This window comes from Marichromatium bheemlicum (assembly GCF_012276755.1).
Lineage (GTDB): Bacteria > Pseudomonadota > Gammaproteobacteria > Chromatiales > Chromatiaceae > Marichromatium > Marichromatium bheemlicum.
In genome coordinates this window covers 1-21,023 of record NZ_JAAXKX010000032.1, presented here as the reverse complement: position 1 = coordinate 21,023, position 21,023 = coordinate 1, and the positions used below count along the sequence as shown (strand labels likewise).

Below are 21,023 nucleotides of genomic sequence, written 5' to 3'. Positions count from 1 at the left end.
CCGCGATGACCCGCGCCGCCCCCGGCCCGCTGCGGCTCGAACCCACAGGCCCTGAAGACCTCACCGCGATGCTCACGGCGCTGGGGTTCGATCGACCACGCCCGGTGCTGACCCTGATCGGCGGCGCGGCGCGGCTCGACCCTGCGCGCGCCGCACCGCTCGGCGCACTGCTGCGCGCACTCGCGCCCCGACTCGATGCGCTCAACACCAGGGTCATCGACGGCGGTACCGACTGCGGCGTAATGGCACAGATGGGCCGGGCCCGGGCCGCCTGCCACGCCCACTTCCCATTGCTCGGGGTGGCGCCACGCGCCACCGTCGTGCCGCACGGCACCACCGACATCGAACCCAACCACAGCCACCTGGTCCTCACCCCGGGCACACGCTGGGGCGACGAGTCGCCGTGGATCCGTCGGATCGCGGACCTGCTCGCCGGTCCCCGGCCACGACTCACCCTCGCCGTCGGCGGTGGTGAGATCACCCGACTCGACCTCGAGCTAGCCCTCGCCGAACCCGCCCCACTGCTGCTGCTCGCCGGCAGCGGTGGCAGCACCGACGCGTTGCTCGCACGCTGGCGCCAGGGCGGACTCGAACGCCGCGCCACGATCGAGGCGCTCGATCTCAACGCGCCCGCCACGACCCTCGCCGCGCGGATCGCGGCACGGCTGGCGGCATGATCTGGCGGCCCCAGCCCCTGGTCTGCGGCACCCCACCGCTGGCCGAGACCCTCGCCACCCGGCTCGACGCCCGGCTGGTCGCCCCCGAGGCGTTGGCCCGGCTGTGCCCCTGGCCCGGCCAGCCGTTGATCTTGCTCGACCCGAGCGATGCCGAGACGCTGATCGCGACACTCGCCGATCGACTCGCCGGCGCGCGCCGACCACGTCGGTTGATCCTGATCCACCACCGTCACCCGCCCCCGGCACTACCGACAGGCACCGCAGCGGGCCCACTCCGGATCGAGACCCTCGACCTCGCCGCCACCGGCGCACGCACCCTGCTCGCACGCTGGCCACTGCACCTCGGCTGTGACGTCGCCGCCGGCCGCCGCCCCCACCTACTGCTCGTCGGTCGCGCCACACCGGCCGCCGCGCTGCTGCGTCAGGCGCTGCTCAGCGGTCATTATGGCCAACAGCACCTGCGCATCACCCTGCTCGACCCCGACCCGGCGGCGGCCGCCGCTTGGTTCCGCGCCACCCAACCCCAGGGCGAGGCGATCGCCGAGCTACGCTGCGCCACCCCGGAGACGCCAATGCTCGCCGCCGACACACCGGTGAGCCTGGCGCTGATCTGCGATCCGCCACGGGCCGCCGCGCACGCGACCCGACTGCGTGCACAGATCGCCGCCGTGAGCAACGCCTCGCCACCGCTGATCGCCGTGGCCACCGCACCCTGGCCAGCCGGCGAGCGCGCCGCCTGGGACGGCCAGACCCTGCCCTTCTCGCTGATCGCCGATGCCTGTACCCCCGAGACCCTGTTCACCGGTCTCGCCGACCAACTCGCGCGTACCATCCACGACCACTATCGCGACAGCGTCGCCGCCCAGGGTCGTGATCCCGACGGTGAGCCCGGTGGTCAACCCTGGCCGCAGCTGGCCGAATCCTTCCGCGCCGCCAACCGCCATCAGGCCGACCACATGCTCGCCAAGCTCGCCGTGGTCGACTGTCGCGCGGTCCCCGAGGAGCGGGTCGCGGGTTTCGCCTTCACCGCCCCCGAGGTCGAATGCCTCGCCCGGATCGAACATCAGCGCTGGGCCGCCGACCGCCGACTCGACGGCTGGACCCACGCCGCAGTGCGCGACAACAAACGCAAACACCACCCGCAGTTGGTCGACTACGACGCCCTCAGCGAACCGATGAAGGACCTCGACCGCTTCGCGGTACGCGGCGTACCGACCCTGCTCGCGCGCGCCGGGCGAGGGATCCAGCGCCTGCTGATCGTCGCCCTGGTCGAACCTGCCTCCAGCGAGACGCCCCCACCTCCGCGCCGCCTCATCAGCAATGCACTCGGGCGGCTACACGCACGCTACCCCGACCGCGCCCTGGTGCTCGCCACCGGCCTCGCCTCGCCGCTCACCCGCGCGCTCGCCGCCCAGGGGCTCGAACACCCCGCCACCGGGCTGTGGCTGCTGCACCAGCGCCCGCTGTCGGCACTGCTCGCCGACTGTACCGACCCGGCCACACGCACGACCCTGCTCGCCCTGGTCGCCCGCGCCGAGCGGCGCCTGCCGCTCGTCCCCGGGGGGCTGGCGGCATGGATCGAGCGCCGCGCCGAGATCGCCTGGCACCCGGCCCCGCCCGCACCGACCACGCGCCCGGACAAGCGTCTGTGGCTCACCGCCGACGGCAAGGGCCTCGCCTGGGACTTCGAGTACTGACCTCGTCATGCACTACCCCGACCGCCCACTCACCGGCCCCGCCGGCACGCTCGAACGACTCGGCCTCGGCGCCCTCGCCCTGGCCGACTGCCTGTGGCTCTATCTGCGCATCCTCGGCGGCCGCGCCCGGCTCGATCTGCCGGCCTTCGCCACCGCGCTGCGCCAGTCCGGGCTCTCGGTGCTGCCGGCGTTGACCCTGGTGAGCATCGCCCTGGGCTTGATCCTGGGACGCCAGGGCGAGCTGCTGCTCGCCGGCTTCGCCCTGCCCGACGCGCTGCTGATCTCGCTGACCTATGCCATCGCTCTGGAGGTGATCCCGGTACTGATCGGCATCCTCGTCGCCGGGCGCGCCGGGGTGGCGCTGGCGGTGCGTCAGGCGGGACTGGCAGTGAGCGGTGAGCTCGACGGGCTGCTGGTCAACGGCATCGACCCGATCCGCTTCACCCTCGCCCCGACGCTGCTGGCGATGCTGCTGATGAGCACGGCCTTCGCGGTCTGGACCCTGCTGGTCACCGGCCTGACCACCGGGGCTTGGCTGTGGGCGAGCGTGGCACTCAGCCCAGCCCGACTGGTCGAGACCCTGGCCCACGGCATCGGACCGGCCGATCTGATCGGCGCCCTGATCAAGCCACCGCTGTTCGCACTGCTGGTCGCGCCGCTGGCCTGTGTCAACGGCATCGCCGCCGGGCGCGACCCGCGCGGTATCGCCCGCGCCGCCACCGCCACCATGCTCGGTGCGATCGGGCTGATCCTGGTCGTCGACCTGCTCTATCTACTGCTGATCGGCTGAACGTTCATGCCCCTCCCCCGCCCAACCGCCACCACGCCACCGGCGCTCACCCTCACCGGGCTCTACCAGCACGTCGCCGGGCGCACCGCGCTCGCCGACCTCACGCTGACCCTGCCCGCCGGGGAATGGCTGTTGATCTGTGGCCCCAACGGGGCCGGCAAGAGCCTGCTCAGTCGACTGATCCTAGGACTCGACCGCCCCTCGGCGGGTACAATCGCCCTGTTCGGGCAGGAGCTCGAGCGACTCGACAGCGGTGCGATGCACCGGTTGCGCCGGCGCCTCGGCGCGGTGCTCCAGGGCGGCTCGCTGCTGGCCGACCGCAGCGTGCTCGAGAACCTGCTGTTACCGCTGCGCGAGACACCGCTGCGCCGCACCGAGCTGGCACGCGCGGCACGACTGGTGGTCACCCTGCTACGGCTCGACGGACTCGAACACCACGACCCGCGCGCGCTCTCGCTGGGGCAACGCCGGCGCGTCGAACTGGCTCGCGCGCTCATCCACCAACCCGACCTGCTGGTCTGGGACGGGGTCGCCGACGGCCTCGACCCCAGCGCACTCGCCGAAATCCTGGAGATGCTCGACACCGTGCGTCGCAACCGAGCCCTGACCCTGATCGCCACCGACAACACCCCGGCCGCGCTCGCCACCCACTGCGAACGCGCGCTGGTGCTCGACCACGGTCGGGCCGTCTACGCCGGACCGACCGCGACGCTGCGCGAGGCGGCCACCGACCGACTCGAGCTGCGCGCGGCACTGCGGGGGTGGCGATGAGCGAGCGGCTCGACCGGCTCTACTCACCGCCCGAGATCGACGCCCCGGGCAAGCGTCAGGGACGGGCGATGCGTCGCGACCTGCGCGCCGCCGGGCTGTTCGTGGTGCTAATGGCGGCGGCCTTCGTCGCCCTGCTGGTGGTGCTGTGGCCGGGACGGCTCGGCGAGGGTTACCGCCTGGTCGCGGTCTTTCCCGACGCCACCGGGCTCGCCCCCGGCATCCCGGTGATCCAGGACGGCTACCGCATCGGCCGGGTCGAGCGCGTCGAGCCGGTGTTCGCCAGCGCCACCGAGCCAGCCCCCTGCGGCGCGCGCGCGCCGCTGCGCCCCTGCTTCCGCGCCCTGCTGCGGATCGCCGACGACTGGCCGCTGGCCGCCGACAGCCGGGCACGGATCGGCTCGGCCGGACTGCTCGAGGGCAGCGCGATCAAGATCGCCACCGGCACCTCGGCCAGCCGGCTCGCGCCCGGCGCGCAACTCCCCACCCTGGCCCCCGAGCCCGACCTGATGGGCCAGCTCGGCGCGCTCACCGCGAGCCTCGACACCCTGGTCGCCGAGACCATCACCCCGGCGCTGCAGAGCATCGCCCGCCAGGTCGCCACCATCGAGGCACTGCTCGGCACCGGCGAGGCGGCCACCGGCAACCAGGCACGGCTCGCCGGCGCGCTCGATCATCTGCGCGCGCTCACCGCCAAGCTCGACGCCGCCGTCGACGGCGAGTCGATCGCCGCCACCCTAGAGGCGGTCGAGGCGCTCACCACCAACCTCGCCGAGGTCAGCGGTGCGGTGGCCGCGCAGCGCGACGCGCTCGAACGCGCGGTGGCCGACTACGGCGCGCTCGCCAACGAGGTCCGCGCCCTGGTCGCCGACAACCGCCCGGCGCTGCGCCACAGCCTCGATGACACCCAGGCGCTGCTGCAGACCATGAACAACGCGCTGCTGCCGATCCTCACCAACATCGAGGACGCCAGCCGCAACCTCTCGGCGCTCTCGCGTGCGCTGCGCGAGAACCCCGCCAGCCTGCTCCAAGGCCACCCCACCGAGGAACGCACCCCATGGTTCCGCTGATCCGTCCACTGCTGCTGCTCGCGCCCCTGCTGCTCGTCGCCTGCGCCGGCGGCGAGCCGATCGAGCGCGACCGCTTCTACCGTCTCGCACCACCGCCACCGCCCTCGACCACCACCGCCCGGCTCGACGCCAGCGTGCAGGTGCGCGACCTGGCCGCGCGCGGCTTCCTCGGCGGTCGCCAGATCCTCTACCGCACCCGCACCGCACCTCGCGAGGTCGGACGCTACGACAGCCTGCTGTGGGAGGAGCCGCTGCCCGGTGCGCTCGCCGACGCCCTCGCCGAGGGCTTGCGCGCGACCGGTCCCTTCGCCCGGGTGCATGCCCCGGCCGAACGGGTCGAGGCCGACTACATCCTCAGCGGCGAGCTGATCCGCTTCGAGCACCTGCCCGAGGCCGAGCCGCCCAGGGTCGCCGCCACCCTCGCGCTGACCCTGCAGCGGGCACGCGCGAGGACGCCGCTGTGGCGCACCCGCCTGACGCTCGACGAGCCGCTCGACGAGTCCAGCCCGGCGGCGATGGCCGCGGCCTTCGAGCGACTCGCCGCACGTCTGGTCGAGCAGGCGGTGACGGCGCTCGCGGCGCAACGCCCGGGGTGGCGATGAGCGCGTCCGACCCCTTCGCCGCGCTGCTGCCGGCGGCCGCCGCGACCATGCCGGTGGCCTGGGGGGCAGTGCGCATCCCGGCGCTGCCGCCGGACTATGCGCCGAGCGCGCGCGAACTCACCGATCCCGACCCCGAGGTCCGCTTCGCCCGTCGCACCATCGCGCGGATCGGCGACGCCGACACCAGCGAACTGCTGCTGATCGACAAGACCGCGCCCCATGCCCGCCACGATCTGATGCTGGTCGCCCCCAGGGCGGGCGCCACCCCGGACGCACTCGACCCGGCGAGCGCCGCACGCTTCTGGAGTTGCGCGCTGAACTTCGTGCGCTTCGTCTCCGACCCCGCGGTGATCGAGCGCTTCGGACTGGACGGCGGCCAGCTCCATCTCGCCCTCAACTGCGACCCCCATACCCGCGACCGCGAGAGCGTGCAGGCGTCCAAGCAGCTCCACCTGCACCTGATCCACTGGGACGCGAGCGAGCTGGCGCCGCTCAGCGCGCCCCAGCCCGCGCTCGCCACCCTCGCGCCGCACGAGCGCCGCCAGGCGCTCGACCCCGCGACCCTGCCCGGCGCCCGGCTGATCGCCGAGCGGCTCGCCGCACTGTCGCTCGGCATCCCCGGCGCGCGGGTCGTGCCGGTCGACCCGGCGCGCCAGCTCGCCGGGCTCGACCCGCTCGGCTGCACCCTGCGCCTGCCCGGCTGGGCAACCCTGGCGACCCCCGCCTTCGCCGCCTTGATCGCGCGACTGCACCGGTGTCTCGACGGGCTCGCTAGCGAGCTGCTCGCCGCCCTCACCGGCCAGCACACCCCGCCCCCGCCCTGGCGGCGCCACCGGCTGCGCCCGGTGGCGGCGCGGCGCGCGGCGCTCGAGACGCTCGACTGCTCGGCGGCGAGCCGCGCCGAGCTGGCGGCGCTGGCCGAGCGGCTGCGCGACCTCGCCCCGGCGACCGCCGCACGGCTGGCGCGCGCCACCCCGGCGCGGCGTCAGCAGCTGATGACCCTCAATCAGCCGAGCTATGCGCTCACCCTGCGGGTGCCGGCACGCACCCGAACCACCGCGCCACCACTCGCCGCGCGCGAGATCGAGCTGGGCATCCAGCCCAAGCTCTTCTGCGGCATCGGCGGGGCCGGATTACTCGGCGTCGACGCCCTGCCCTGCGTGCGCATCGTCCGCGGTGTCGGCACCCTGAGCCCGGCGCAGTGGCACCAGCGGATCGCCTTCCAGCAAGACTTCGCACGCGCCAACCGCGACCAGCTCGCGAGCGCACCGCAGACCCTCGCCCGCTTCCACGGGGCGGCCACCGGCTGGCGCTGAACCGAGCCCATGGACCTCGCCGCCTTCGCCCAGATCTGGATCCTGTTCGCGCTGGCCTCGGCCTTCTTCCACGCCTCGCGCCTGGCCGTCACCAAGCGCCTCAGCCCGAGCTTCTCGGCGCGTGCGCTGACCTTCTACGTCAACCTCGCCAGCCTCGCGGTGACCCTGCCGCTGATCCTCTGGTACCACGACTTCCCGCTGCACCAGCCGGCCTATGTGCTGGCGGTGCTGTGCGGCGGGGTGCTCTCCGGGCTCGGCGGCTGGGCGCTCAACGCCGCGCTGCACCGCAGCGAGGTGTCGCTGGTCGGGCCGCTGATGACCCTCACCCCGGGGCTGGCGATCGCCATCGAGTGGCTGCTCACCGGGGCGCTGCCGGCGCCGCTCGGCTGGCTCGGGGTGGGGCTGTTGATCCTCGGCGGCTACACCCTGGGGATCGACGAGCAGGGCATCCGCTGGCACCGCCCGCTGCGCACCCCGGGACGACGCCTGGCGCTGCTCGCCGCCGCCTGCTTCGCCGCCGCCAGCGTGTTCGGTCGTATCGGCATCCAGCTCAGCGACCCGCTGTCGTTCGCGGTGATGGTGGCGATGGTCAACCCGCTGGTGCTGCTGGTGGTGTTCGGGCTGCAGGATCGGCGCTTCTACGCCGAACTCACCGGCGCGACCGCGCTGCGCGAGATCCGCCCGCTGTTGCTACTCGGGGTGCTGTTCGCGCTGATGCGCATCGCCGACCAGATCGCCCTCAGCCTGGCGCTCGCCTCCTATGTGATGGCGGTCAAGCGCAGCGCCGGGATCTTCTCGGTGCTGCTCGGGCGCTGGCTGTTCGCCGAGCCCTATCCGCGCACCCGACTGCTCGGGGCGAGCATCATGCTGCTCGGGGTGCTGGTGCTGACCCTCGGCTGAGACGCGCTCAGTCGCCGCGCTGGAAGCGCATGGCCTCGCGGATCAGCGCCAGACGGGCGCGTTCCGGGCCCCAGACACGCACCCAGGCCGGGTCGATCGCGGGCGACTCGTTCCACAGCCGCCACCACACCGCGGCGTTCTCCCAGTAGGCCGCGCCCAGGCTGTTGCCGTCGGGGCTGAAGTGGGCGTAGGCGACCCCACCGAGCGCGGCGTCGAGCACCAGATAGGCGGCCAGCGGCGCGTCCTGGGCACGGCGCGGACGCCGCCACAGCCGCAGCTCGCCGTCGCGCGCGGCGGTCAGCAACCACTGGCCGTCGGGGCTGAACTCGGCGCTGTAGACCCGGTCGCGATGGCCGACGAGGGTCGCCAGCGGCGCCCCGGCGCGGGTCCACAGATAGGCGCGTCCGTCCTGCGCGGCGCTGACCAGGGCCTCGCCATCGGGGGCGAACCCGACCGCGTAGACCAGCCCGGCACCGGCATCGAGCAGACGCGGCACGGTGCAACCGGCGCCGTCGAGCTCGACCAGCGCCACCCGCCCGTCCTCGCCGGCGCTCGCCAGGGCGCTGCCGTCGGGGGCGAGGGCGAGGTCGGTGACCGCCGCCTGGTGCGCCTCCAGGGTGCAGAGACGCCGCCAGCGCGCACCGGGATCGCGCCGCATCACCCGCAGGGTGCCGGCGGCATCGCCGCTGGCCACCAACAGCGCACCGTCGGCGCTCGCACCCACCGCCGCAGCGACCACGCCGTGACCGTCATGGGCGAAGGCGCTGGGCAACGGCAGGGCGCTGCAGTCGGCCGGGTCCCACAACCGCAGCGGCGTCTCGGGGACATCGGCAGCGGTCAACAGCCAGCGCCCGTCGGGGGCGAACAGCACCTGATGGACGCCACCACAGCTCGTCGCCTCGGGGTCGGCACAGCGTGGATCGACCTGGGCGCGACAGCTCCCGCCGCCCTCGAGGTCCCACACCCGCGCCGCGCCGTCGAACCCGGCGCTCGCCAGCCACCGCGCACCGGGCGAGAAGCCGACCCGGCGCACCCGCACCTCGGGGGCGTGCTGCAGCCGACGTAGCAGCCGTGGCGCCTGCTCGGGGTGAGCACGATCATGGCTCCACAGCTCGACCCGTCCGTCGAAGGCGGCAGTGGCCATCAAGACCTCGCTGCCGTCACCGGGCGCGGCCAGGGCCAGGTGCCAGACGTGGTCATCCTGTTCGAGCCGGAACGAGAGCCCGTCGGCCGGCGCCACCGACCACAGCCGCGCCGAGCCGTCACGCGCCGAGTAGGTCAGCACCCGCGACCCATCGCGGCTGAAGCGCGCCCCCGAGACCGGACCGTCGTGACTGAATACCGCCAGCTCCCGCCCGGTCTGCAGCCCCCACAGCCGCGCGGTCTTGTCGAGCGAGGCGCTGAGCACCAGCGCCTCCTCGTCGCCGGCGGCGAGCTCCACCCGCTCGACGCTCAGCCCATGATGACCGAGCACCTCGGCCGCCCCGTTCGCCAGCGTCCAGCGCACCACCTGACCGGCGTCGTCGACGGCCACCAGGAACCGATCATCGGGGGAGAAGACCAGGTCGCGCACCGCGCTCTCGTGCACCCGCAGGGTACGACCGTCGCGCTCCAGGGCGCCGAGGGTGTTCAACAGCCGGCCATCGAGGCCATAGAGTCGCACCCGCTCGTCGGCCGAGGCCACCGCCACCCGCTCGCCGGCATGATCGAAGCGGGCGCGGTTGGCGGGGCGATCGAGCGTATCGCCACGCGGCAGTCGTGCCCGCTCGACACCACTGGCGGCATCGAGTAGCAGCGCCCGACCATCGCGCGAGGCGCTCACCAGCAGCGCGCCGTCGGGGGAGAAGTCCAGGCTGCGGATCTCGGCGTGGTGCAGCACCCGCTGCCAGCGCACCCGTCCGGGCGTGGCGAGATCGACCATGCACACCGCCACGCCCGCGTCGACGACCCGGGTCAGCGCCAGCCCACGCCCGTCCGGGGCGAGCGCGCGCACCCCACCGGGCGCACCGTCGCAGCGCCAGTCCGGGGCGCGCGGCGTCTCCAGCGGCAAGCGCCACACCCCGGCGGCACCGATCCCGAACACCTCGACCTTCTCCCCACCGCCACTGACGCGTAACGCCTCCAGCCCCACCCCCGGTGGGGCGAGACCGCCAGCGGCGATAAAACGCCCATCGCGCAGCCGCCACAATCGCGCACCGGCGGTCTGTGACAGGGTCGCCAACCAGGTGCCATCGTCGCTGAAGGCCGGGGTCAGGGCGTGTTCCGGATCGCCCCCTGGGGCCTCGGCCATCGCCAGCAGGTGATTACGGGTGAAGGCCCGCGCCAGGGTATCGGTGGCCGCCGCCGGCAGATAGGGCGCGGCGCCGATCGCCAGTCCCACCGCCTCCGGGGTGTTGCCCAGCGCGATCGCCGCCGCGGCCTCCTTGAGCCGGCTGTACTGCAGATTGAGGGTGGCCTGACGCGAGGCGTCCCAGGCCCAATAGGCGGCGGCACTGGCCGCCAACAGCAGCCCGAGCAACGCCAGCCCGGTCAGCCGCACCCAGCGGTTGCGCCGGCGCTGCGCCAGCAGGTGGGCGCGCGAGTGCGCCAGGTAGTCGCGTTCAAGCGCTTCGAGTTCGTCCCCGTGGGCGGCGACGAAATCGGCGAGTGCGGCATGTCCAGCCTCACCGAGCAGGTACTCGCGATTGCAGTCGGTGCGCCGCCACAACCACGCCTGACGCGAGAGCCGGTAACGCAGCCGCAGCGCCCGGGCGTGCTCGGGCGCACTCGCCCAGTCGCGCAACACCGGCCAGCAACGCGCCAGCACCGGGTGGACCAGCCGCACGACCGCGCGGCCACCGGCCCAGGGCGGCGATTCGGTCTCTGTCATCACCGGCGCCGGGGCCTCATCGGCACCACGACCATCGCGCCAGCCCCCGACCCGCACCAACCATTCCTCGCGACTCTGTGCCAACAACCGGCGCAACGCCGCCAAGAACCCGAACGCTGGCGGTGGCGCCGACGACGCCGCCATCCCCTCGGGATCACGCTCGATCACCACCAGCCGGGCCGCGACCAAGGCCTCGAGCAACGCCATCGCCTGCGGATGGGAGGACAGAGTCGCGAGATCGCCATCACGGCTGCCGGGACGGCGCTGCTCGCCGCCCTCGAGCACCAGCAGAGCACGGCAGAGCACCGGCAAGGCCGCGCGCGCCGCCTCGTCGAGTCCTGACCACACCCGTTCGGCACGCGTGCGCAGCAGGCCCTCGAGCCCCCCCAGGCGGTGATAATCGGCCACCGCCAATCGACGCGCCTCGCGCCTCTCGGCAGCGTGGTGGAGTTCGGCGAGCACCAGCTCGAGCAGCGGCGGCCAGTGCCGCACCGCGGCGAGGTCCGACTCCAGACGCTCGACCAGACCGCGGGCGGCGACGTCGCGCTCATCGACGTGCTCGATCCCGGCGACGCGCGCCGGGATCTCTACCAGCTGACGGATGCGTGCCGGGGCGATGGGGGCCAGTGGATACCAGGCATCGGCATCGACCAGGGCGGCCAACTCGGGCAGGTCCGCGAGTCCGGCCAGGGCATCGTCACGCAGGGTCGCGATCACCCACACCCGCCCCGAGCGGGCGAGCGCGACGAGCGCGCGGACACCGGCCAGCGCCACCGCCGAGGGCGCGCCGTCCTCCGACGCCAGCAATGGATCGAGCGGATCACAGAGCAGCGCCAGGCGTGACTCGCCCCCCTCCCCCCCCTGGAGACGATCGAGCGCGATCCCGACCTGGGTCGCGCCGAGCTCGGGGTCGCGCGCCAGCAGCCGCGCCAACGCGACGGCGTCGAGCCCGGCTCCGGCGAGCCCATCCCCGAGCACCGCCGGCGCGCAGAGTGCGTCGGCCAGCGCCTGCAACGGTTGGGCGCCGGCGAGGTCCGGGGCGCACCAGCGACAGCCACCGACCCCGGCGAAGAGGAAGGGCCGCAACAGCCGGGGCAGCAACCCGGCGTGGAGCAGCGAACTCTTGCCCACGCCGCTGGCGCCACTGATCAGCAACAGCCCCTGCCCCCCCGCCCGCAGCCGCTCGAGTCGCGCAATCAGCTCGCGCACCTCGGTCTCGCGGCCGGTGAACACCGGCTCGTCGGCGAGCGCAAAGGGACGCTCGGGCCGAAACGGCGAACCACACCAGTCGGCCGCGCCACCACTGGCCCGACGCTCGATGCTGATACGTCGGTTGAGCAGCTTGCGCAGCTGCCCCTCGACCAGCTCACGCAGCGCGCGATCATCCTCGAATTGGCGGAAGGCGCGCTTGAAGCTGCCGTCGGGATTGAAGAAATGACGCTGGAAGAAGACCTCGAGGCGCTGACGCTCCTCGACCGCCTCGCGAGTGCGCACGGCGTCGTTGACATCGATCAGGCAGGGCGCCTGCTTGCGATAGACCAGCACCTCAGGGGCACCGGCGCGCGCCGAGGCCTCGACCGCGTCGACGAATTCCCACTCGGTGCCGGTCATGCCGCCGTAAGGCTCCTCGGCGAGCGGGGTACCAAGCCGGGTCCACAGCATCACCAGCACGATCTCGCACTCGGCCGGGCGCACCAACCCGGCCTGGAAGCTCTGCGCGGCGGTCAGCGCCTCCTCCTCCCAGAGCACCGCCGAGAGGTCGAAATAGGGCCGGTACTCGCGCGCCAGGGCGAGGATCAGGTCACGCACCAGCCCACGCTCGTGACCAAGATCGGAGGGCGAAGAGACGAACACCCGCACGCGCGGCGGGGTAGCGACGGGCGGCTCGACAGGGGGGGCGGGAGACTCGGTTTCGGTCATGGATGGGGACACGAACGCAACGCAGGAATCCTCCCTACTATACCGCGCGCACCGGCCACACAAGCCCGAGACGACGGGTTACAATGGCCACTAGCACTGTCTCCCGGAGAGGCGCCGGGCCGGATCAGGGTCCACGTACGACTCGGGCGACACCGAACCGACGGGGCGCGACTGTGGAGCATGCGCCCCGAACTGCGCGGAGGAACGCGTCATGTTCCACCCAGAAGGCGCCGAGGCCGATCGTTTTGAGCTGGTCATCATCCAGTCGATCCGGCGCATCCTCGTCTCTTCAGGCCCGGAGGACTTCCTCGCCTGGGCCCAGACACGGATCCCCGATCTGCTCGGCTTCTCCGCCGAGGCCCTCGACGACAGCGAACACCGGCGACTCGCCGGACTACTGGGGATGGCGATCTGGAATGCCGCGCCGACACCGGCCAACGGCTTCCAACCCGCCCCATTACACCAACTCGCCGACGATGCCCCCTGCCCCTGCGGCTCGGGTCGCCGTTATCGTGATTGCTGCGCCGCGCTCGAGGAGCTGCCCGAACTCTCCACCGAGCTGATCTGGGAGTTCCTCCTCGATGAACTCTCCGACAACCAGTTGCGCGAGGCCCTACGGCTCGACGCGGTGCCCAAGCCACTGTTGGCGCGGGTCGCCGACCGCTGGCTTGAGGAGGATCGCCCGCGCCGCGCCGTCGCCTTGCTCGAACCGTTGTTCGCCGGCTCACTCATCGAACTCGATGCCCGCTACGAGCCGGCGCTCGACCTGCTCTGCGACGCCTACGATCGACTCGATCACTGGCGCAAGAAGCGCGCCTTCCTCCAGCGTCTGTGCGACAGCGACAACCGCGTGCTCAGCGCCGTCGCCTGGCAGCGGCGCAGCGCCATGGCAATCGACGAGGGCGACTTCGAGCAGGCCACCGCAGCCTTCAACGAGGCCCTGCGCAACGGCCCCGACTCACCGGGGACCGCATTGCTCGAGATCACCCTGCTCGCCACCCAGCACCGCGACCAACTGGCGCGCGAGCGTGCACGCTTCTGGCTGCACCGGCTCAGGCGCTTGGGCAATGTCGAGCCCGAGTTCCTCGACTTCCTCGCCCAAGCCGTCGAGGACCCGCAGGCGGCCTTGGTCGATACCCATGCCGACAGCCTCGATCCCGACCTGGTCGACCTCAACGACTGGGTGGCAGTGGCAACCGCCCGCCCATTGCCGCGCCTAGTCGCGGTGCCGGCGCGCGACCACCCGCCCGAGATCCCGGTCGGCCAACTCGGTCTGTTCGAGGACGGCGCAACCGACCACGCCCCGACCGTCGAGGATATCGAGCCGGTCTGGAGCAGCCCGGCGCAGCTGCGCGCCCCGGCCGCGCTACGCCGCGTCGAGAGCCGCTGGCGCGCCCGCTTCCCCAGTGACAAGCCGGTCTCGATCCAGCTCGCGCCCCAAGATGCGGTCGCGGTCTGGGGCGACACCAGCTGGCTCGACCACCTGCTCGGTCACCCCGAGCTGGCCGACAGCCTGGAGGTACTCGACGATCTCGCCACCGCGCTCTATGCCCACCCCGAGAGCACCCTGCCGTGGATGGAGCACGCCCTGCTGCGCCCCCTGCTCGAGCGCGCCTGGACGATGATCAACAACGCCGCCCCGGCCGACGGCCCCTATCATCTACCCTGGTCGATCACCGCCAACCGCCCGGCGTTACGCCTGGTCTTCCGACGCTATCTGTGCCTCAGCGCCGAGGGCGAGCAGACGGCGGCCACCACCACCCTGGAGACACTGCTACGGCTCAACCCCCAGGACAATCACGGGATCCGCGCCGAGCTGATGAACCACTATCTGCGCGCGGGTCTCGACGAGCGCGCCCTGGCGCTGGCCGCCCGCTTCCCCGACGACCTGCTCGCCGACCTCGCCTATGGCGAGGTACTGGCACTCTATCGACTCGGCGAGCAGGAACGCGCCCGCCAGGCACTGGGTCGGGCGATGCACCGGCTGCCGCGCATCCCCCACTACCTCACCCGCAAGCGCATCAAGCGACCGCAGCTCGACCCATACGGCATCACCCCTGGCGGCGAGGATCAGGCCTGGCTCTATCGCGAGGCGATGCGCGATGTGTGGGTCGCCGAGCCCGGGGTCCTCGCTTGGTTGAAACGGCTCACTGCCTGACCCGGATTCCCGCGCCGAACCACAGGAACCCTATCGATGGAATCACGCTATCGCATCGTATTCACTGGTGAACTCGCCCCTGGCAAGAAGGTCCAGACGGTGGTCCCCGAACTCGCCGCCAAGTTCCGCATGCGCAAGGAGCAGGCCCGTGAGCTGCTGATCAACGGCACCGAGCAGACGATCAAGCAGGACCTGCCCGAACACAAGGCCGAGCGCTATCGCGAGGCACTCGAGGCGCTCGGCCTGGTGGTGCGGCTCGAGCGCCAGGACACGTCCACGGCCGGCCAGGAGCGCAGCGCCCCGGCCGCCGAGCAGCACCCGTCGATGTCCGGCGCCACCCGCTGTCCCAAGTGCGGCGCCCTGGAGGTCTCGCCGGTGACCGGGGTGTGCCAGGCCTGCGGGGTGGTGGCCGAGCGCTACCAGCCCAAGCCGACGCGCACCGAGACCGCCGACCCCTATGCCCCGCCCCAGGCCGACCTCACCCCGCCGCCGCGCGCCGACGCCGGCGACGACCGACTGCATGACCCGATCGCCGTCGGTGCCGGGCGCGGCTGGGGTTGGGTGGCCGACGGCTGGTCACTGTTCCGCGCCCAGCCGCTCCCCTGGATCGGCGCCCTGGTGCTGTTCTACCTGATCCTGATCGTCTCCAACCTGGTACCGGTGGTCGGCGGCATCGCCAGCACCGTGCTCGGCCCGCTGTTCACCGGCGGGCTGATGCTCGGCGCCCATGCGCAATATCGTGGCGGACGCTTCGGCGTCGCTCATCTGTTCGCCGGTTTCAGCACCCGGCCAGGGCCCCTGGCACTGATCGGGGTACTCTATCTCGCCCTGACCATCGCCATCGTCGCGGTGATCATGCTGCTGATGCTCGGACTCGGACTCGGCGCCGCCACGCTCGCCCCAATGACCGGGGCGCCGCTCGATCCGATGACGGTCGACCCGATGACGACCATGAACCCCGGGGTGGTGTTGGGGATGGTGGCGGTGGTGGCGCTGCTGGTCATCCCGCTGGTGATGGCAACCCTGTTCGCCCCGGCGCTGGTCGCGCTCGATGGCGTCGGCGTGATGCGAGCCTTCAGGCTGAGCTTCGTCGGCTGTCTGCGTAACCTCCTGCCCTTCCTGGTCTACGGCCTGGTGGCCTTCGGGCTGCTCATCCTCGCCACCCTACCCTTGCTGCTCGGTCTGTTGGTGGTGGTGCCATTGCTGGTCATCGCCCTCTATCAGGCCTATCGCGACATCTACTACGGCTAGCGATTACGGCGGCGGCCCTTGCCGCCGCCGCGCCCGACGGCGGGGCGACGCCCCGTCGGCCGCTCCCCGCCCCCCTTCTCGGCCTTGCGCCGACTCCCCGTCCCGAGGTTCGTCTTGACCGATCCACGCCCGGCCTTGCGCTGGGGCGAGGCGGAGGGACGTTGAGCCGGGCGCACCACACTGCCGTCGGGACGCCGCCGCCCCTCGGGGGCGCCACCGGTGCCGGCGGGCTGGAAGCTCGGTACCAGGTGGCGCTTGCCGTTGCCGATGAGGTCGGCGCGGCCCATCTCCTTGAGCGCGCGCCGTAGCAGCGGCCAGTTCTCGGGGTCGTGATAGCGCAGCAGCGCCTTGTGCAGCCGGCGCTGACGCTGACCGCGCGGCACCACCACCCGCTCGGCGTTGCGATGGACCCGTTTGAGCGGGTTGAGACCGGTGTGGTACATGGTCGAGGCCGGCGACAGCGGGGTCGGCAGGAAGGCCTGCACCTGGTCGACGCGCAGCCCGTGGCGCTTGAGCCAGAGCGCGAGATTGACCATGTCGAGGTCGGTGGTGCCAGGGTGGGCGGCGATGAAGTAGGGGATCAGGTACTGCTCCTTGCCGGCCTCGCGCGAGTAGCGCTCGAACAGCTCGCTGAAGCGATCGAAGATCTCGATCCCGGGCTTCATCATCATCGCCAGCGGCCCGGCCTCGGTATGCTCGGGGGCGATCTTGAGATAGCCACCGACATGGTGGGTGACCAGCTCGCGGATATAGGCCGGGGAACGCAACGCGAGGTCGTAGCGCAGCCCCGAGGCGATGCGGATGCGCTTGATCCCGGAGACCGCACGCGCCTTGCGATAGAGCTCGATCAGCGGTGCGTGGTCGGCATCGAGGTTGCGACAGATCCGCGGATAGATGCACGAGAGCCGCCGGCAGGCGGCCTGCGCCCGAGGGTTCTTGCAGGCCATCCGCCACATGTTGGCACTGGGACCGCCGAGGTCCGAGATCGACCCCTTGAACCCCGGCGTGCGATCGCGGATCTCCTCGACCTCGCGCAGCACCGAGGCCTCCGAGCGGCTCTGCACGATGCGTCCCTCGTGCTCGGTGATCGAGCAGAAGCTGCAGCCGCCGAAGCAACCACGCATCATGTTCACCGAACAGCTGATCATCTCCCAGGCCGGCAACCGCGCTGCGCCATAGCTCGAGTGCGGACGACGCGCGAAGGGCAGCTCGAAGAGGCGGTCGAGTTCGGCGGTGGTCAGCGGGATCGGCGGCGGATTGAGCCAGACGTCGCGCGCGCCGTGCGCCTGTACCAGGGCGCGGGCATTGCCCGGGTTGGTCTCGAGGTGGAACACCCGCGAGGCATGGGCGTAGAGCACCGGGTCGTCACGGACCTGCTCGAACGAGGGCAACCGGATCACGGTGTGGGCGCGCGCGGCGCGCGCCGGCACCGGCGGGCGCGGCGGCGGGGTCTCGGGACAGGGCGGCTGCTCGGCATAGGGGTTGGGGTGCGGATCGACCTGCCCGGGGCGGTCGAGCATGCTGGCATCGAGTTCGCTCCAACCGTCGAGCGGCCCTTTGGTCATGAAGGCGGTGCCGCGCAGGTCGCGGATGGTCTCGACCGGCTCGCCGGCAGCGAGCCGATGGGCGAGTTCGACCAATGCCCGCTCGGCGTTGCCGAACAGCAACAGATCGGCCTTGGAGTCGGCAAGGATGCTCCGCCGCACCGTCTCCGACCAGTAGTCGTAGTGGGCGATGCGGCGCAGGCTCGACTCGATCCCACCGAGTATCACCGGCACCCCCTTGAAGGCCTCGCGCGCGCGCTGAGCATAGACGGTGGCGGCACGGTCAGGGCGCCGCCCGGGCACGGCATCGGGGGTGTAGGCGTCATCCGAGCGCAACCGGCGCTCGGCGGTGTAGTGGTTGACCATCGAGTCCATGTTGCCGCCGGTGACGCCGAAGAACAGGTTCGGCTGGCCCAGACGGCGGAAGTCATCCGCCGTGGTCCAGTCGGGCTGGGCGATGATGCCGACACGAAAGCCCTGCGACTCGAGCACCCGACCGATGATGGCCATGCCGAAGGAGGGGTGATCGACATAGGCGTCACCACAGATGATGACGACGTCGCAGCTGTCCCAGCCGAGCAGGTCCATCTCGGCGCGGCTCATCGGTAGCTCCGGGGCGGTCCCGAACTTGTGGGCCCAGTAGCGGCGGTAGGAGAAGATATCGCGGGGGGTGTTCATGGACTGCGGCGACTCGCTCGAGGGCAATCGTCCATTTTATACCCACCGCCGCTCGACACCGAGACCACCGTCATCACCCTCTGCCCCTGCGCTGGACCCATGGCCGACGATCGTCGACAATCTGTGGGTTGGAAGGCAATCCCGACGCATCAGGGATGCGCGTCCCCCGGCCGATCCACGCAAAAAGCGTGACCAATCCAGAAAATCGTCGATCGCCCTCTGGAAAGGCGCTGCGTGTCACACCATGTCGAGCGCTTCGCAGGACGACGAATCACCGACATCCGGCATCCGGCCATCCTGCCACCGACATCAAGACGGAATTCGCGAGTCGCGCCCACCGCCCCCACATCCGCCTAAACCTGCCCTGCCAGGCGAGGCGATCAGGCGATGCGTCGAGGCCCGACTCGCAAGGCCGGCCCTGGTCCCGAGGGATACCGTGGACCGAGGGCCCGGCCTTTGACACGCGCGCAAGTTTAGGAGAGAAGACGAAGTGGATCTGGCGACCTTACTGGGCATGCTCGGTGCCAGCGGTGTCATCATCGGCGCGATCGCGCTCGGTGGCGACGTCATGCTCTTCATCAACGTGCCCTCGTTGCTGATCGTCATCGGCGGCACCGCCTTCGCGGTGATGTTCCGCGCCACCATGGGCCAGTTCATCGGCAGCTTCAAGGTCGCCATGGGGGCCTTCTTCAGCAAGAACGTGCCGCCCCAGACCCTGATCGAGGAGGCCGTGGAGCTGGCCAATGTCGCACGCAAGGAGGGCATCCTCGCGCTCGAGGGGCGCGAGATCTCCCACCCCTTTCTCGAGACCGGCATCGGCATGTGTATCGACGGCCACCCGCCGGAGGTGGTGCAGAAGGTGCTCAGCAAGGACATCAACCTCACCATCCAGCGCCAGGAGGCCGGCTACAGCATCTTCAAGGCCACCGGCGACGTCGCCCCGGCGATGGGCATGATCGGCACCCTGATCGGTCTGGTGCAGATGCTCGCCAACATGGACGACCCCAAGGCGATCGGTCCGGCGATGGCCGTCGCCCTGCTCACCACCCTCTATGGCGCGGTGATCGCCAACGCCTTCGCCATCCCCATCGCCGAGAAGCTCAAGCTGCGCAGCGTCGAGGAGAAGCTCAACAAATCGCTGATCCTGGAATCGATCTCGGGCATCCAGGAGGGCGTCAACCCGCGCGTACTCGAACAGATGCTGATGACCTACCTGCCCGAGAGCCAGCGCCAGAGCGCCAACAAGGACGGCTGATGGGGTCCGCACAAGCGCAACCGGAGGTGTCGGAACATGGCCGAAGAGTGTGAATGCGAGGAGGTCGAGTGCGAGGCCGGCGCACCGGCCTGGATGTCGACCTTCGCCGACCTGATGTCGCTGCTGATGGTCTTCTTCGTGCTGCTGCTGTCCTTCTCCGAGATGGACGTGCTCAAGTACAAGCAGATCGCGGGCTCGATGAAGATGGCCTTCGGCGTGCAGCGCATGGTCGATGCCGACGACATCCCCAAGGGCACCAGCATCATCGCCCAGGAGTTCTCCCCCGCCCAGCCACAGCCGACGGTGGTCAACGAGGTCCGCCAGCAGACCGCCGACGACCTCAAGTCGGAGCTGCGCATCGTCGACCCCGCGGTGATCGACGCCCAGAAGAAGGCCGAGGAGGTCGAGAAGGCGCTGGAGCTGGAGATCAAGAAGGGGTTGCTCGAGGTCATCACCATCGACGACCAGGTGGTGGTGCGCATCCGTGAGAAGGGCTCCTTCCCCTCGGCCTCGGCACAGGTCAGCGCCGAGTTCCTCGGCGTACTGCAGAAGATCGCCGAGGCGCTGAGCAAGATCGAGGGCAAGATCCTGGTCGCCGGGCACACCGACGACGTCCCGATCCAGACCCGTGAGTTCGCCTCCAACTGGGTGCTCTCGGCGGCGCGAGCCGCAGCCGTGGCCCATGCCGTGACCCGGAACGGCTGGATCGATCCACAGCGCGTCGAGATCCGCGCGCACGCCGACAACCACCCGCTGGAGTCCAACGATACCGCCGAGGGACGCGCCACCAACCGACGCGTGGAGATCATCGTACTCGGCAACCGCAGCACCGAGTTGCTGCTTGAGGGCGCCCTGGGCACGGCCGGTAACGAGGAAACCACCGCACAATGACCATGCACGATCAAGGCGACCTGGAGCGACAGGAACGCGAGCGCCGCCGCTTCTTCCGCATCGACGACACCGTCGGCCTGCAGCTCACCCCGATCGCCGCCGCCGACGAGGCCCAGATGATCGCCGAGTTCTCCGAGCGCAGCGCCGATGTCGGCCTGCTCAACGAACTCCACGCCATCCGCGATCAGGCGTTACCGCAGCGCCGTAAGCTCGAATACAAATTCCCGACCGTGGCCGCCTACACCCGGGTACTCGAGCGTCAGATCGAGATGCTCGCCATCGCCTTCGAGTCACGCCAGCAGAACATCGTCCTTAAGCAGCATCCGGTCAACCTCAGCGCCCAGGGGATGAGCCTCGTGCTCGATCCGCCACCGCCCCCGGGCGGCCTGCTCGAGATCCAGCTCCAGCTCTATCCCGAGCACAACCGCATCTTCACCCTCGGGCGGGTCCTCAAGCGTGACACCGGCCCCACCGCGATCGAGTTCGAATACCTGCGCGAGGCCGACTGCGAGGCGATCGTGCGCCACATCCACGCCCTCCAGCTACGTCGCTTACGCCACGACAACGGCCTCGACTGACGCGTGCCGGGCCGGGGGGGTAACCCCCCCGCCCGCCCACAGGCGCGCCCCCCCCCCCC

The 21,023-nt window shown here is 71.3% G+C and carries 15 protein-coding genes; 13 read left to right on the top strand and 2 right to left on the bottom strand.

Annotated features, from left to right (window positions below; translation table 11 throughout):
• The first annotated feature begins 5 nt into the window (after positions 1-5).
• The 8 genes from HF203_RS15310 to HF203_RS15275 are packed head-to-tail and all read left to right on the top strand — an operon-like array spanning position 6 to position 7,820.
• Entirely contained in the window at positions 6-677 is a 672-nt protein-coding gene (locus HF203_RS15310) for a hypothetical protein (protein ID WP_168670959.1), read from the top strand.
• Positions 674-2,374 carry a RyR domain-containing protein gene (locus HF203_RS15305; protein WP_168670958.1) on the top strand — a complete coding sequence of 567 codons (1,701 nt, stop codon included), beginning with the start codon at positions 674-676 and terminating at the stop codon, positions 2,372-2,374. Before HF203_RS15310 ends, HF203_RS15305 begins: the two co-directional genes overlap by 4 nt.
• A 7-nt stretch (positions 2,375-2,381) precedes the next feature.
• Positions 2,382-3,164 (top strand): MlaE family ABC transporter permease, encoded by a 783-nt coding sequence (locus HF203_RS15300; protein WP_168670957.1) that lies wholly within the window; start codon positions 2,382-2,384, stop codon positions 3,162-3,164.
• Positions 3,165-3,170: 6 nt separating this feature from the next.
• Positions 3,171-3,935 (top strand): cell division ATP-binding protein FtsE, encoded by a 765-nt coding sequence (locus HF203_RS15295; protein WP_168670956.1) that lies wholly within the window; start codon positions 3,171-3,173, stop codon positions 3,933-3,935.
• Positions 3,932-5,002: an MlaD family protein gene (locus tag HF203_RS15290; RefSeq protein WP_168670955.1), complete on the top strand. Its 1,071-nt coding sequence runs from the start codon at positions 3,932-3,934 to the stop codon at positions 5,000-5,002. Before HF203_RS15295 ends, HF203_RS15290 begins: the two co-directional genes overlap by 4 nt.
• Positions 4,990-5,604 carry an ABC-type transport auxiliary lipoprotein family protein gene (locus tag HF203_RS15285; RefSeq protein WP_168670954.1) on the top strand — a complete coding sequence of 205 codons (615 nt, stop codon included), beginning with the start codon at positions 4,990-4,992 and terminating at the stop codon, positions 5,602-5,604. Before HF203_RS15290 ends, HF203_RS15285 begins: the two co-directional genes overlap by 13 nt.
• Entirely contained in the window at positions 5,601-6,920 is a 1,320-nt protein-coding gene (locus tag HF203_RS15280) for a hypothetical protein (protein WP_168670953.1), read from the top strand. The genes HF203_RS15285 and HF203_RS15280 overlap by 4 nt, the downstream gene beginning before the upstream one ends.
• 9 nt (positions 6,921-6,929) lie before the next feature.
• Positions 6,930-7,820 (top strand): DMT family transporter, encoded by an 891-nt coding sequence (locus tag HF203_RS15275; protein ID WP_005222775.1) that lies wholly within the window; start codon positions 6,930-6,932, stop codon positions 7,818-7,820.
• 7 nt (positions 7,821-7,827) lie between these two features.
• Here HF203_RS15275 and HF203_RS15270 read toward each other — a convergent pair whose 3' ends face one another.
• Positions 7,828-12,609, bottom strand: a complete 4,782-nt coding sequence (locus tag HF203_RS15270) for an nSTAND1 domain-containing NTPase (protein WP_168670952.1) — start codon at positions 12,607-12,609, stop codon at positions 7,828-7,830.
• 211 nt (positions 12,610-12,820) lie between these two features.
• On the opposite strand from HF203_RS15270, the gene HF203_RS15265 reads away from it, so the two are divergent.
• Both HF203_RS15265 and HF203_RS15260 read left to right on the top strand, forming a co-directional pair.
• Positions 12,821-14,767 (top strand): SEC-C metal-binding domain-containing protein, encoded by a 1,947-nt coding sequence (locus HF203_RS15265; protein WP_168670951.1) that lies wholly within the window; start codon positions 12,821-12,823, stop codon positions 14,765-14,767.
• 36 nt (positions 14,768-14,803) lie between these two features.
• Positions 14,804-16,018, top strand: coding sequence for a BPSS1780 family membrane protein (locus tag HF203_RS15260; RefSeq protein ID WP_168670950.1), 1,215 nt, complete (start codon positions 14,804-14,806; stop codon positions 16,016-16,018).
• On the opposite strand, the gene HF203_RS15255 is transcribed toward HF203_RS15260, so the two are convergent.
• Complete coding sequence (locus tag HF203_RS15255) at positions 16,015-18,150, bottom strand: YgiQ family radical SAM protein (protein WP_425483215.1); 2,136 nt, start codon at positions 18,148-18,150, stop codon at positions 16,015-16,017. The two genes, HF203_RS15260 and HF203_RS15255, sit on opposite strands and share 4 nt — an antisense overlap.
• A 580-nt stretch (positions 18,151-18,730) precedes the next feature.
• Between HF203_RS15255 and pomA the strand changes: the two genes are divergently transcribed.
• Genes pomA through HF203_RS15240 form a run of 3 tightly spaced genes read left to right on the top strand, consistent with a single transcriptional unit; the run spans position 18,731 to position 20,964 of the window.
• Positions 18,731-19,495, top strand: a complete 765-nt coding sequence (gene pomA, locus HF203_RS15250; protein ID WP_168670948.1) for a flagellar motor protein PomA — start codon at positions 18,731-18,733, stop codon at positions 19,493-19,495.
• Between the two features lie 36 nt (positions 19,496-19,531).
• Positions 19,532-20,386, top strand: coding sequence for a type VI secretion system protein TssL, long form (gene tssL, locus HF203_RS15245; protein WP_168670947.1), 855 nt, complete (start codon positions 19,532-19,534; stop codon positions 20,384-20,386).
• Entirely contained in the window at positions 20,383-20,964 is a 582-nt protein-coding gene (locus tag HF203_RS15240; RefSeq protein WP_246221809.1) for a PilZ domain-containing protein, read from the top strand. Before tssL ends, HF203_RS15240 begins: the two co-directional genes overlap by 4 nt.
• The last annotated feature ends 59 nt before the right edge of the window (positions 20,965-21,023 follow it).